Below are 13583 nucleotides of genomic sequence, written 5' to 3'. Positions count from 1 at the left end.
CCTCACCCTTGCCGCTGGGCCTGCGTCACCGCCACGTGGATGAGTTCGGCGAGCGTCCGGACGCCGAGCTTCTGGCGCATCTGCGAGCACGCATTGGTGACGGTCTTGTAGCTCACCGACAGGTCGCTCGCGATGGCGCCGTAGGACTTGCCCTGAGCCAGACGCGCCAGGATCTGCTGCTCTCGCGGCGTCAGCTGGGCCTCGGGCGTGCGGCGCGGGTCCGTGCGCAGCATGGCGACCTCCGTGGCGAGGCGCCGGTCGAGGTAGACCTGTCCGGCACGGACCCGGTCGAACGCCTCGAACAGCTCGCCCGAGGCGTGGTCCTTCAGGACGTAGCCGAGCGCCCCCGCCTCCAGCGCGCGGGCGACGATGACCGGATCGTTGTGCATGCTGAACACCAGGATCCGAACCTGCGGATCGACGCCGCGCATCCGGCGGATCAGCGCCAGGCCGGCGAGCCCGCTGCCCTGGAAGGTCAGGTCGCAGATCACCATGGACGGCTTCAGGCGGTGGAAGGCCCGGTAGGCCGCCACCACCGTGGTGGCCTCGGCGATGCGCTCGATGCCGGCATCCTCCAGCACGCGGCGGCAGCCCTGGAGCACGATGGGGTGATCGTCGACGACCAGGACCGGGGCCCGGAGGGAAGTGGTGTGGATCGCGTTCATGCGGCGGGGATCGCGCTCGAGTCCTCGGACCGTTCGGACTCGAACGGAATCATGATCCGGACAACCGTCCCGGGCCGGCCATTGTCAAGCGCCAATGTGCCGCCCAAGGCCTCGACGCGCTCGCGCATCCCCGACAAACCCAGCCCGACCCGGTGGTCGGGCGTGATTCCGCGGCCATCGTCATGCACTTCGATGGCGAGGTGCGATCCGGAACCGTCCTGAACTTCGCCCGCCTCCACGGTGACGCGCGCGGCCCCGCCATGCCGAACGGCATTGGTCATGCTCTCCTGGATGCAGCGGAAGACCGTGAGATCGGTGACGTCGCCGTAGCCGGCCCCGAGGCGATCGAACGTGCCCGTGAAGGCTGTCCCCGAGTGCCGGCGGGTGAAGTCGCGCAGGAGCAGGACGAGGCAATCGGGCAGGGGCACCTGACCCAGGGCATGCGGGCGCAGGCGGTTGAGGAGGTCGCGGTTGAGGGTCTGGACCTGACCCACGATGGCGCTGATCTCCTCGGCGCGCTGGGTCAGCTTCCCCCGGTCCGGCGCCGCCTCGGCGGCGGCCATGCGGATCACCGAGGCGGCGTTGGCTTCGAGGGCGAACAGGCAGGGGCCGAATTCGTCGTGGAGCTCGAGGGCCGTCGCCCGCCGCTCGTCGTCCTGGGCAGAGAGGAGCTGGCGGTTGAGGCGCCCGTTGGCGGCACGGGTTTCCGACAGGGCCTGGGCCACGCTGTTGAAGCGGGCGGCGATGACCGCGAGTTCGCGCGAAGCCGGCGGCGCGAGGCGTGCGGTGTAATCCTGCCGTTCGAGCTGGGTCAGGCCATCGGCGACCTGCGTCAGGGGCGCCAGCACCCGGCCGAAGGCGACGTAAAGGGCGGCGAGGAGGCCGAGGCTGACGATGAGGCTCGCCAGCGACAGGGAGACGGCGTAGCCCCAGACCTCGTCGATCTCGTCCCGCGGCTGGGTGGTGATGCGAGCGGTGCCGAGGCGCTTGTTCTGGACCACGATGGGCAATTCGTGCTGGCGCGGCTCGGGGGCGATGAGGGCGACGAACCAGTGTGGTGCGTCGTAGGCGTCCCGGCGCTGGCGATGCGACGGTGCCGGGACGACGGCGCCCGCCGCGTCGAGGACGGTGACGCGCACGTGGCGCAGGCCCTGCACACGCAGGCGCAGGGTCTGCAGCAGGGTGTCGGGCGAGGCGGCCTGCGCCAGATCGATGGTGTCGGAGACGAGAAGCTCGACATTGGACAGGGCCGCCTTCATCTCGACCTCGACGGCGGAGCGCGCGTTCAGCACGATGACCCCGCACGAGAGCAGGGCCGCCAGGAGATCGATAGCGATGACGAGGACGATCATCCGCGTGCGGGTCGGCCAGCGTGCCCACAGGGTGGGGCGGGCCGCCCAACCGGGCGGGCTCGATGCGGGGGCCGTCGTCATGGTGGGGGTGCCGGGAAGCGGATGAGGGACGTTCCACTTGTAGCCGAGTCCGGGCGGGATGGAACGTGTAGCCCTGCGCCGTCCCGTCCCGATGAATCCGCGGGGATCCGGGACCGGCTCGCCGCATTCCTCGACGATCCGGCCACCCGGTGGAGTCTCGGCGGATTCGGTGCCGGGGCCGAGTTCGGTCGTGCGCCCGGCGAGGCCGTCGCGACCATGGGGCGTTTCGGCCGGCTGACGTGCCGCGGCGCCCTGATGCTCGCGCCCGCCGACGACCTCGTGCCGGTGGCCTACGAAACCGGGTTCCGTGGCGGCTGGAGCCATGCGGTCGCCCTGTGCCTGCCCGTGGGGACGGCTCTGGTCCCCGGGCCGGAGGTGGTCACGCCGCTCGGGCCCGACCTCGCGGCTGCCCAGCCCACGGATCGCGAGGCGTTCCTGTTCGACCTCGGCCTCGGGCTGCCTCAGGGGTCGGCCTGCCTGCGGACCCGCGATCCACGGATTCTCGACAACCTGTGGGGAGCTTGCGGTGGGGCGGCCTTCGCACCCGGCAGTCCGGTGCCGGGGCTCCTCGTGGAACGCCGGCTCGACGTGGTGATGACGACCCGTCTCGGGCGGATCGAGGTCTTCGGCGCTCCCGTCGGCTCCGGCGCGGCCGCGCCGCGCGCCTACGTCGCCCCGGAGGTCGTACGGGCGCGCCGGACCCATGCGGCGACCGCGCCGATCCCCTCCGGTCTGGTTCCGTGCGCCCATCTCCATCCGCCACACCCGTGCCGCGACGCGAACGGGCGACCGATCGCGTTCGACAGCGCGCACCATGACGCGTTCCAGGCGCTGCTGACGTGCTGGGGCGATCCGGGCCGGGTCGCCCTCAAGGCCCGGCTCCTGGCGGGCGAGGCCTTGCCGAAGGGCTCCGACCGCGCGGACCGCGGCGTTGCCCGGGTGGTGGCGGCGCAGGCCGACTTCATCGAGCGAGCGTCCTAGCCGGGGGCGCGACGCACCTCTGCAAGATGGTGCCTGCGTCGTCCCGGGACGTGACGAAGACGAACCGCGATACCACTCCTTAAAGCCTCCGGCCTAACACAGATCTAATCCGGGTAATCTCGGGCTTCGACTGTCGATACGGTGCCGGACATCTTCATGCCCCATTGTCGGGATCAGTTCACGGACACGGCACCGCGTCATCGACCGGACGCGACCGCCGGGTGTGTTCGGGATGAGTCCACGCTGATGTCGATTGCCATCGATCCGACCGAGCGGCGCATCGCCGCCGAAGGGCGCGCGCCCGCCGAGCCCAAGGCGCCATCGCGCGTCATGCGCGCCGCGCTGATCGCGGTTCTGGGCGGTGTCGGCCTCGTCGGCCTGTCCGCAGGGGCGTATTCGATGCTCTCGGGTCTCGCCGGCCCGCCGCCGTCCAAGGTCCGGATCGGGCGAATCTCGGCCGATTGGCCGGATTTGCGCGACGGCGTTCCTGCCCTGGCGTCGTCCCACCGGCCCTCGGGTCCGGTGCCGGCGGAGGCCGATCCGCTCCCGGTTCGAGCCGTCGTCGCGCCGGTCGAGGCCAAGGCCCAGGAAGCCAAAGCCTTCGAAACCAAAGCTCTCGAAGCCAAAGTCGTCGAAGCCAAAGTCGTCGAAGCGAAGGCGCCCGAGACGAAAGCGGTCGAAGTCAAGCTTCTCCAGACCAAGCCTGCGGACGTGAAGGCTGTCGACACCAAGCCGGTTCAGGTCGCCAACATCGCGTCCCCTTCGAAGCCCGCGCGCCTGCCCCCCATCGAGAATGCCGCGACGGTGCCGTCCGCGCCCGCCGTCGCCCTCGTGGAGAAAGCCCGCACGGCCCCCCTCGTCGCCCCGACTCCCGTCGAGACCACCCGCGCCCGTGCCACGACCGGCGGCACCTTCGCGGCCCTTCCCCCGGCGTCGGCCGAAGCCGGGCCGAAAGCGAAGCCCGCCCCGGTCGTGGCACGGACCAAGCCCGCCGCCAAACCGGTACCGGGTGCCTCCGAAAAGGTCGCAGCCGCGCAACCGGCCCAGGCCGCAGAGCCGGAAGCCGAGGAGACCGAGATGTTCGGCATGAAAGTGCCGTCCCTAGCCCCCGTCGGACGCAAGCTCGTCGAAGGCGTCGAGGCCCTCGGAAACGCGGTCAAGCGCTTCCCCGAACAGTTCTGAGAACGACGTCGGCACAGGGCTGCTGTCATCGGGTACGATGAGTTCAGGCACCGAGCCACTGCAATCAATATCGTCCGCGTCGGCCCGAACCCCCGCGCATCGAAGTTGAAGGCGTTCGCCGTGGAGCTTCGGTCGGTTCGAAGGCCGGCTTCGAGGCCTCCGCGCGGGTCCTGCGGTTCAGGTCCAGCGGGGATCGAACGAGCACGACCCGGTGTCGGGACGTGCTCGCGAGGTGATGGTCGCTCACCGAAGAGGAGCCTGAGGGCCTCGGGCTACTTCGTCCGGGCGCGCGGCTTCTTGCCGATCTCGCGCTCGTGACGGGCGCCGCGCGGGCTCTTGAAGCCCTTGGGGCCGCTGGCCTCCTGATCGCTGCCGGGACCGTCCAAGAGCGCTTCCACCTGGATTTCGGGCGAGCCGTTCTTGGCAAAGGTCTGGGCGAAGCGGGACGCTGCGCCGCCGCGCACCTCGAACTTGGTCTCCCGATCGAAGATCCGGATGGCCCCGATCTCCTGGCGCCCGATGCTACCGCGTCGGGTCAGCATCGGCAGCAGGCGGCGCGGGTCGGCGTTGTCGCGCCGGCCGAGGTTGAGTCGGAACCAGACAGACGGACCTTCCGCGTCGATGCGGGCGGTGTCGGCGGGGTCGTAGACCGGCCGGGCCTTGCGCTCGGGGCCGGCGCCCGGATCGGTGACATCCTCGGGCTCGGGCAGGCGCGCCCGGTAGATTCGGGCCAGCGCCGCGGCGAGCTCCTGCGGCGTGCGACGGGCCAGCAGGGCCTCGCCCATGGCGACATCCTCCTCGGCCGGGGCATCGGTGAACAGTGGGTCCTGCCACATGCGTTCGCCGTCGAGGGCGCGGATCTCCTCGGCGGTGGGCGGGCCGGCCCACTCGGCGTTGACCTTTGCGATCATCAGCATCTGCTCGGCGCGGCGACGCTTGGAGGCCGGGATCAGCAGGACGGAGGTGCCTTTCCGTCCGGCGCGGCCCGTGCGGCCGGAGCGATGCTGGAGCACCTCGGCGTCGTGGGGCAGGTCGGCGTGGATCACCAGGCTGACAGTGGGCAGATCGATGCCGCGGGCGGCGACATCGGTGGCGACGCACACCTTGGCGCGCCCGTCGCGAAGGGCCTGAAGGGCGGCGTTGCGCTCGCCCTGGCCGAGTTCGCCCGACAGGGCCACGGCGGAGAAGCCGCGCTCGGTCAGCACCGCCTGGAGGTGGCGCACGGCGTTGCGGGTGTTGCAGAACACGATGGCGGTCGGAGCATCGGTGAAGCGCAGGGTGTTGACCACCACGTGCTCCAGCTCACGCGGCATCACCCGAACGGCCCGATAGGTGATGTCTTCGTGGCCGCGCTCCTGGCCCTTCACGGCGATGCGCAGGGCGTCGTTCTGGTAGCGCTCGGCCAGCGTCGCAATGGCTTTGGGCAGGGTCGCCGAGAACAGCAGCGTGCGCCGCTCCTTCGGGGTCACCGAAAGGATGAATTCGAGGTCGTCCCGGAAGCCGAGGTCGAGCATCTCGTCGGCCTCGTCGAGGACGGCGACGCGCAGATCCTGGGTGGCGAGGTTGCGGCGCTCCAAGTGGTCGCGCAGGCGGCCGGGCGTACCGACGACGATGTGGGCGCCGTCGTTGAGCTGGGCGCGTTCGCGCCGCGGGTCCATGCCGCCGACGCAGGAGATCACCCGCGCGCCGGTCTCGGCGTAGAGCCACGTCAATTCACGCTCGACCTGGAGGGCGAGTTCGCGGGTGGGGGCGATGACCAGGGCCAGCGGCGCGCCGGCCGGACCGAAGCGCTCGGCACCGTCGAGCAGCGTGTCGGCGAAGGCGAGGCCGTAGGCAACGGTCTTTCCCGAGCCGGTCTGGGCCGAAACGAGGAGATCGCGCCCCTGCGTGGCGGCTTCGATCACCGCATTCTGGACGGGGGTAGGGTCTGCGTAGTCACGCGCGGCCAGAGCTCGGGAGAGCGGGGCCGGCAGGGTCGGAAAGGGCACTGAGGAGCCTTGCGGGCAAACAGGCTGGAACCCGCCGGGGATGGCCGCGCTAAGCGCGGATCGATCCCCCGGATGCGTGATTCCGGCCTCGATCGGTTACGGATACGGTGGCTTGTAGCCGGAACCGCGGCCATGCGCCATGTCTGCGCGCGCATGGGTGGTTTCCCGCACAGTTAAAGCTTGTCTTTCGGGCTTGGCCGTGGCCCCCGTGAGCCAGCCGCCCTGCGGGCGGTGCCGTCCGTCCCGATGGCGGCATGAATTCGGACGTCCACAGGGGGAAAGATGGGGGCGGTGTTGCGTCTGGTCGTGGCGTGGGCGAGCGTCGCCGCGTTCTTCGTGTTCGGGCCCGCCTGGCTCGCCGACCTCGGATCGCCGCTCTGGGCCACGGGCCTGTTCCTGTGGCTGTTCCTCGTGATCCTGTGGGCGGCGTTCGGCGTGGTCCACGAGGCCGAGGAACTCGCCCATCGCCTCGGCGAGCCCTACGGCACCCTCGTTCTCACCCTCTCCATCGTGGTGATCGAGGTGGTCCTGGTGTCCGCCGTGATGCTGTCCTCGAAGGCGGTGCCGACGCTCGGACGCGACACGATGTTCGCCGTGCTGATGATCGTCCTCAACGGCATCGTCGGCCTCGGCCTGCTCATCGGCGGCCTGCGCCATCACCAGCAATCCTACAACCTGCAGGGCACGTCGGCCTTCCTGTCGGTGATCATCCCGCTCACCACCATCGCGCTGATCATCCCGAACTTCACCACCTCGACGAGCGGCGGCACCCTGACGCCCGTGCAGGCGATCTCGTTCTCGCTGTTCACCGTGTCGCTCTACGGGATCTTCCTGCTGATCCAGACCGGACGGCACAGCAGCTTCTTCATCCACGACGGCGGGCGGATCGCGAAATCGAACCCCGGCACCGTTGTGCCCGAAGCCGAGGCGCCCGAGGCGGACCGGCAGACGGCCGCGATCCTGAAGCACGTCGGTCTCCTCTTCGCCAACATCCTGCCCATCGTCCTGCTGTCGAAGAGCCTCGCGGCGATCCTGGACCACGGCATCGCGGCGCTCGGTGCGCCTTCGGCCCTCGGCGGCGTCCTCATCGCAGCCATCGTGTTCACCCCGGAGGGCATCAGCGCCCTGAAGGCGGTGGCGCGCAACGAGCTGCAGCGGGCGATCAACCTCTGCCTCGGCGCCGCGACCTCCACCGTCGGCCTCACGGTGCCGGCGGTCCTGGCCGTAGGCCTGCTGACGGGCCAGACCGTGGTCCTCGGCCTCGCGCCGACGGAGATGACGCTGCTCGTCGTGACCCTGATCCTCAGCACCCTGACGTTCTCGGGGCTGCGCACCACGGTGCTGGAGGGGGCCGTGCACCTCGTGGTGTTCTTCGTCTATCTGGTTCTGATCTTCAGCCCGTGATTCGGCGGACATCATGAGCGACATCCTCGTCATCGGCGCCGGCGTGGTCGGACTCGCCGTCGGCCGGGCGCTCGCCCTGCGGGGCCATGCCGTGGTGGTGGCGGAGGCCGAGGGCGGCATCGGCACGGGCGTGTCCGCGCGCAACTCCGAAGTGATCCATGGCGGGATGTACTATCCCGAGGGCTCGCTCCGGGCACGGCACTGCGTCGACGGCGCCCGGAGGCTCTACGGGTTCTGCGCCAGCCACGGCGTACCGCACCGCGCCTGCGGCAAGCTCATCGTCGCCACCGATGCGGCCGAGGGCGCCGCCATCGCGGCGATCCATGCGCGCGGGATCGCCAACGGCGTCGAGGGTCTGGCGCTCGTCGACGGGGCCGAGGCCCGCGCCCTGGAACCCAATCTCGCCTGCGTCTCCGCCCTCCACGCCCCCAGAACCGGCATCGTCGACAGCCACGCCCTCATGCTCGCCCTGCAGGGCGACATCGAGGATCGCGGTGGCGCCATCGCGTTCCACAGCCCGGTCGCGCGCTTGTCATGGGCGGACGGCGCCTGGGTCGCGACGGTGAACGGGGATGCGCTGCCGTTCGACGCCGTCGTCAATGCCGCCGGTCTCGGAGCACAGGCTATCGCGAAAGCAATCGACGGGTTCCCACCCGACCGCATCCCGAGAAAGATCCTCGCCAAGGGGAGCTATTTCGGCTGCCTCGGCCGCCCGGCTTTCGCGCGGTTGATCTATCCGGCCCCCGTCGAGGGCGGGCTGGGCATTCATCTCACCCTCGATCTTGCCGGGCGCATGCGCTTCGGTCCCGATGTCGAGTGGGTGGAAACCGAGGATTACGCCGTCGATCCCGATCGCGCGCAAGCCTTCGCCCGTGCGATCCGCCGGTATTGGCCCGGTTTGCCCGAAGGGGTGCTGACCCCCGATTATGCCGGCATCCGTCCAAAGATCACCGGCCCGGGCGAGCCCGCGGCGGATTTCATCATCGACGGGCCGGCGCAGCATGGGCTGGACCGCCTCGTCCACCTGTTCGGCATCGAGAGCCCGGGCCTCACCGCGAGCCTGTCCCTCGCCGAAGAGGTCGCCGATCGGTTGTTGGCGTAGGAGATCGACGTCAGCCGCCGAAGCGTTCCGTCCGAATAGTGCCGGGCGCAAGACCGGCATCGACGAGGAGGTCGGCGGCCGTGTTCACGAACGGATTCGCGCCGCAGATGAAGGTGTGGCGCGGGCGCCCGAGGCGTTCGAGCGCCTGTCCGATGAGGGCGGCATCGATGCGCCGGCCGCCCTCGCCCGTCAGGTTCAGGATCCAATCGAAGCCGGGCTCGTCGCGGCGCCTCCGGTCGAGTTCGTCCTGGGCGATCGCCTCTGCCGCTTCGCGGACCGAATAGACCAGAAGGACCGGAACGTCGGGCGCCGCGATGGCCCGATGGCGCAGCATCGCCAGGAGCGGCACCACGCCCGAGCCGCCGCCGATGAGGAGCAGGGGGCCGCCATCCTCCGGTCGCCACACGAAGGCGCCCCCGATGGGACCGCGCAACGCCACGGTGTCGCCGACTTCCGCCACCCCGTCGAAGAACCCCGAGACCTCGCCCTCCGGCAGGCCCTCGACCATGAGTTCGACGATCCCGTCCGGGCTCGGCGCGGAGGCGATGGAGTAGCTGCGCTGAGCCTGGTAGCCGTCGGGTGCGGTCAGCCGGATATCGACGTGCTGCCCCGCGAGAGCCGGGCGGTCGAGCGTCACGGCCAGCCGGAAGTACTTCACCCGCGGGGTCACCTGACCGATGCCCACGATGGTGGCATCCAGCCAGGGCAGAGGCTTCATCTCAGTCACCGGTGAAGCGCTGCTCGCGCCACGGGTCTCCGTACATATGATAGCCCCGCATCTCCCAGAAGCCACCCTCGTCCTTCTGTGTGAAGCGCAGACCCTTGAGCCACTTGGCGCTCTTCCAGAAGTAGAGGTGCGGCACGAGGAGGCGCGCCGGGCCGCCGTGATCCGGCTCGATCGGCGCGCCGTCGTAATGGGTCGCCACCATGGCCCGGCCCCCGGTCAGGTCGGCGAACGGCACGTTGGTGGTGTAATCGTCGTATCCTTCCGCCAGGGCGAACGCCGTCGGCGCCGCGACGCACGCATCCGCCAGGAGATCGTCGATTCCGACGCCCTCCCACGCCGTGTCGAACTTCGACCACTTCGTGACGCAGTGGATGTCGCCGCCCCAACGCGTGCGCGGCAGGGCGTTGAATTCGTCCCAGGTCCAGATCTTCAACGGTCGCGATCCGGCCCGGAGGGTGAAGCGCCACGCGTCGAGATCGATCCGCGGATTCGGCCCGATCTGCAGAACCGGGAAATCCGCCGTGAGATATTGGCCCGGCGGCAGGCGCTCGCGCGTCGCCTCAGGCGGGCGTCGTCCGGTGAAGCCGCGTGTGCTCATGTCACCCTCGTTCGGGCTTTCGAAACCGCGCCTCCTTCCCCGTGCATCGGCGGGGAGGGCGCGTCGCGGCGCCGGATCAGCGGTCGCGCATGACGATCCACAGGGCGTGCACCATGCCCGGAACGATGCCCAGGACCGTCAGCAGGATATTGAGAAGGAACTGCAATCCGATGCCTGCCGTCATCAGGACGGCCAGGGGCGGCAGGAAGATGGCGAGCAGGATGCGAACGAGATTCGACACGATGTCTCCGGGACGTGATGGCGCCCGCGCAAGGGCGCGATAGCAACATTGCCGTTGCGACGATGGTTCCCGGTGGCTGTTTTTAAACATCTGCGTGCGATTCTGACGAACGGCGCGGCACACCCCGATAGGCTATGATCAAGACGCTCATCCACGAAATGGAACACGCCGTCACTATCGGAACACCCGATCAGCGTGCGGCGATGCTTCGCCGAATCACGGCTCTGTTTACCGATCACGCCGTCGCCCTGGGCGAGAGCGGGATCGAACCCTTCGATGCAATCATCCTTCACCTCGCCCGCAACGTCGAGGCCGCGGCCCGTTCGGCCCTCGCCGAGGAGATCGCCGATATCGCCAATGCCCCGCGCCGCGTCGTGCGCGACCTCGCCTTCGATCCGCAGATCACCGTCGCGGGGCCGGTCCTCGCCCGATCCGTGCGGCTCGACGAGGACGACCTGCTTCGGATCGTCAGGGAAGCCGGCCCATTGCATCTCGATGCGGTTTCGCGGCGACGGACCCTGAGCGAGCGGATCACCGACATCCTCGTCACGCGGGCGGCGACCCAAGCCGTGCGCCGGATCGCCGGGAACGAGACCGCGCACCTGTCGTCGACGGGATTTGGGACCTTGGTGGACTTGGCGGGGAAGGATCCGGTTCTGCGGGCGGTGCTCGATCTGCGACGGTCCATCCCCGAACTCCGCCGCATCGAAACCCCGCCGCTCTCGCCGGCTTCCCCCGGGGGCGTCGATCTCGAGGAAAAGGCGATCGTCGCCCTCGTGGTACAGGGACGGGTGGACGATGCCCTGGCCGCCATCGCCCGCATCGCCGGGGTGCCGACCGAGATGGCGTCTCAGGCCCACCGTAATCCGGATCTCGATCCGCTTCTCTTTCTCCTACGGGCGTCCGATCTCGGGTGGGGGACCCTCAAGCACCTGATCCAGGCCCGGTCCGGCCGTCGCCTGTCGCCGGAGGACATGCGGGGGACCTTCGAGGCGTTCCAGGCCCTGTCGGTGGCCACGGCCCGCCGTTCGGTCCGCTTCACCGCGTCCAAGGGCCGGACCAAGGCCGCTTGACGCCGCGGCGCACGGGCTGCCACCCCTGGTCTCAGGAGGCGCCGTGCTGGTCGACCTGTTCCACTACCTGACGACCCCCGCCCCCTGGTCGCATCGCCGGCGGGGCTACCTGCGCGAGAGTGTCCTGCTCCTGTCCCGCTCGCGCCGGTGCCGGACGGCCTGGGAGCCGCATCTCACACGGGCCCGTGCCGTGATCATGCGGGCCTGCGAAGGCCTCCCTCGATATCGCACCGTCGTCGTTCTCGGCTCGGGCCTCCTCGACGACGTACCCCTGGACCACCTCGCCCGCCGCTTCACCCACATCCGCCTCGTCGATGCCGTGCATCCGTGGCCGACCCGATGGACGGTGCGCCACCGTCCCGACGTCACCCTGGTCACGGCCGATCTCACCCGGCCAGGGGCGGTTCCCGATCACGGGGGCGGGCCGGAGATCGATCTCGTGATCTCCGCCAACCTGCTTTCGCAACTGCCGATCCTGCCCGTCGACGGCTCCGGAGGGGCGGATCCGCAGCTCGGTGGGCGGATCGTCCGAGCTCATCTCGACGGCCTGTCCCGCCTCGCGGCGCGGGTCTGCCTCGTCACCGACGTCCTGCAGACCGAAGAGGACCGCGACGGCCGTGTGACCGACCGCCTCGACCTCCTCCACGGCGTTCCGCTTCCGACACCCGACGCGGCCTGGACCTGGGATCTGGCGCCATTCGGCGAGGCCGCGCGGCACCGCCGCCTCGTCCACCGCGTCCACGGCTACGCGGACTGGCATGCCGCACTCGGCGGCCCAGACCGGCCCTGAACGCGAAAAGCCGCCCAACGGGGGCGGCTTTCCAGAGTAATCGCGGCAAACTTATTCGGTGATCGGCGTCACATCGTCAGCACCGGCGGAGCCGGGCTCGGCCCCATCGGTCCCCTCGAAGCGGGCCCGGCGGCGACGGCGTGGCTTCGGAGCCGTCGGCGTTTCGTCGGGGGCGGACGGGGCCCCCTGCGGAGCGGCTTCCTCTGACGTGCGGGACTCGACAGGCCGTTCGGTGGGAACGGGACGCGGCGGCGTCATCAGGAAGGCCGGCAGGCCGGACACGTCTTCGGCCGGCGCACGCTCGGCCTCGTCGCGACGGCGGCTCCGCCGGGGCGGTGCATCCGCCACCCGGCGCGGCTCGGTCGGCTGGAAATCCGGCCGCGCGGACTCCGGACGGACAGGCTCCTGCCGCACGGGTTCGGGGCGGACGAAGTCCGGTCGCACCGGTTCCTGACGGGCGGTCTCCTGCCGGACGAAGTCCTGACGCGGGGCCTCGTCGCGCCCGCCATCCTGCGGGGCCTCGGCGTTTCGATTGGATTCGAACCGCGCGCCGTTGTTGCGACGGCCATATTCCTGGCGCGGCTGCTCGTTGCGGGGCTGATCCTGCCGATCCCGATCCTGGCGCTGCTGGTCCTGGCGCTGCTGGTCCTGGCGCTGCTGGTCCTGGCGCGGCTGGTCCTGCCGACCGTAATCCGGTCGCTGGTTGTCCTGTCGCGAAGAATCCGGCCGATTGTAGTCCTGCCGCTGGCCGTCCTGCCGGGACCCGTCGGGGCGCTGGTTGTCGAAGCGCTGCGGACGGTCGTTGCGGTTGTTGAAGCGGTCGCGCCGGTCGTTGCGGTCGTTCCGGTTCTGGCCACCGTCCTGACGCGGATACTCCTGACGCGGCGAATCCTGCCTCTGGGACTCCTGTCTCTGGGACTCTTGCCGTCCCTCGTAGGCCGGCGGCTGATACGCCGGCTGGGGCTGCTGGCCGGGATCGGTGTAGTCGTCGTTGTAGGAATGGGCGGCGTAGCCGAGCGGTGCGCCCTGGTCGTCGCCACCATCCTCGTCGCCGTCGTCGTCGAAGCCGTTGCGGGCGTAGCCGCCGGCGGCCTGCTGACGGTTCTGCTCCTGTGCGCCCGAGATGATGCGAAAATAATGCTCGCCGTGCTGGAAATAATTCTCCGCCGCCACGGGATCGCCGCTCGCCTGCGCGTCACGCGCGAGCTGAGCGTATTTATCGGCGATGTGCTGGGCGGTGCCGCGAATCTTGACGTCCGGACCGTTCGATTCGTAGGACCGGGTCAGCGGGTTGGGACCCTTGGGGCGGTTGCGACCGCGCACCCGTCTGTTCTGGTTTGGTCTCATCGGTCTCGATTGACCCTCGTTCGTACGGGAGCTGGTGAGGCGGTCCGGGGCC

Annotated in this window: 13 protein-coding genes; 6 read left to right on the top strand and 7 right to left on the bottom strand. The window is 69.9% G+C overall.

Features of this window, described 5'->3' with window-relative positions:
* Positions 1–2: 2 nt before the first annotated feature.
* Positions 3–665: a response regulator transcription factor gene (locus ASF22_RS00345; protein ID WP_056169834.1), complete on the bottom strand. Its 663-nt coding sequence runs from the start codon at positions 663–665 to the stop codon at positions 3–5.
* Positions 662–2098 (bottom strand): ATP-binding protein, encoded by a 1437-nt coding sequence (locus ASF22_RS00340; RefSeq protein WP_056260524.1) that lies wholly within the window; start codon positions 2096–2098, stop codon positions 662–664. The genes ASF22_RS00345 and ASF22_RS00340 overlap by 4 nt, the downstream gene beginning before the upstream one ends.
* A gap of 216 nt (positions 2099–2314) precedes the next feature.
* Here ASF22_RS00340 and ASF22_RS00335 point away from each other — a divergent pair, with 216 nt between their 5' ends.
* Positions 2315–3079: a hypothetical protein gene (locus ASF22_RS00335; protein ID WP_056260523.1), complete on the top strand. Its 765-nt coding sequence runs from the start codon at positions 2315–2317 to the stop codon at positions 3077–3079.
* Positions 3080–3325: 246 nt separating this feature from the next.
* Positions 3326–4261 (top strand): hypothetical protein, encoded by a 936-nt coding sequence (locus ASF22_RS00330; protein ID WP_056260521.1) that lies wholly within the window; start codon positions 3326–3328, stop codon positions 4259–4261.
* Between the two features lie 272 nt (positions 4262–4533).
* On the opposite strand, the gene ASF22_RS00325 is transcribed toward ASF22_RS00330, so the two are convergent.
* Complete coding sequence (locus tag ASF22_RS00325; RefSeq protein WP_056260519.1) at positions 4534–6249, bottom strand: DEAD/DEAH box helicase; 1716 nt, start codon at positions 6247–6249, stop codon at positions 4534–4536.
* Positions 6250–6531: 282 nt separating this feature from the next.
* On the opposite strand from ASF22_RS00325, the gene ASF22_RS00320 reads away from it, so the two are divergent.
* A complete protein-coding gene (locus ASF22_RS00320) occupies positions 6532–7653 on the top strand; it encodes a calcium:proton antiporter (protein ID WP_056260517.1) in 1122 nt (373 codons plus the stop codon).
* Between the two features lie 13 nt (positions 7654–7666).
* Positions 7667–8755 (top strand): NAD(P)/FAD-dependent oxidoreductase, encoded by a 1089-nt coding sequence (locus tag ASF22_RS00315; RefSeq protein ID WP_056169815.1) that lies wholly within the window; start codon positions 7667–7669, stop codon positions 8753–8755.
* Between the two features lie 10 nt (positions 8756–8765).
* Here ASF22_RS00315 and ASF22_RS00310 read toward each other — a convergent pair whose 3' ends face one another.
* From ASF22_RS00310 to ASF22_RS24685, 3 genes are all read right to left on the bottom strand, one after another.
* On the bottom strand, positions 8766–9473 hold the full coding sequence (locus tag ASF22_RS00310; RefSeq protein WP_056260515.1) for an FAD-binding oxidoreductase: 708 nt from the start codon (positions 9471–9473) through the stop codon (positions 8766–8768).
* A gap of 1 nt (position 9474) precedes the next feature.
* Positions 9475–10080: a sulfite oxidase-like oxidoreductase gene (locus ASF22_RS00305; protein WP_056260513.1), complete on the bottom strand. Its 606-nt coding sequence runs from the start codon at positions 10078–10080 to the stop codon at positions 9475–9477.
* Positions 10081–10156: 76 nt separating this feature from the next.
* The gene (locus ASF22_RS24685) at positions 10157–10321 is read right to left on the bottom strand and encodes a YqaE/Pmp3 family membrane protein (protein WP_244472960.1); all 165 of its coding nucleotides are present in this window, start codon (positions 10319–10321) and stop codon (positions 10157–10159) included.
* Positions 10322–10455: 134 nt separating this feature from the next.
* On the opposite strand from ASF22_RS24685, the gene ASF22_RS00300 reads away from it, so the two are divergent.
* Both ASF22_RS00300 and ASF22_RS00295 read left to right on the top strand, forming a co-directional pair.
* On the top strand, positions 10456–11394 hold the full coding sequence (locus ASF22_RS00300; protein WP_056260512.1) for a DUF2336 domain-containing protein: 939 nt from the start codon (positions 10456–10458) through the stop codon (positions 11392–11394).
* Positions 11395–11437: 43 nt separating this feature from the next.
* On the top strand, positions 11438–12184 hold the full coding sequence (locus ASF22_RS00295; RefSeq protein ID WP_056260510.1) for a hypothetical protein: 747 nt from the start codon (positions 11438–11440) through the stop codon (positions 12182–12184).
* A gap of 51 nt (positions 12185–12235) precedes the next feature.
* Here the strand turns inward: ASF22_RS00295 and ASF22_RS00290 are convergent, their stop codons facing one another.
* Positions 12236–13507, bottom strand: a complete 1272-nt coding sequence (locus ASF22_RS00290) for a DUF4167 domain-containing protein (protein WP_056260508.1) — start codon at positions 13505–13507, stop codon at positions 12236–12238.
* Positions 13508–13583: the final 76 nt, after the last annotated feature.

Origin of the sequence: Methylobacterium sp. Leaf87, assembly GCF_001422775.1 — a bacterium.
Classification (GTDB): domain Bacteria; phylum Pseudomonadota; class Alphaproteobacteria; order Rhizobiales; family Beijerinckiaceae; genus Methylobacterium.
Note: the sequence above shows the minus strand (reverse complement) of the source record. Positions and strands in the feature narration are given on the sequence as shown.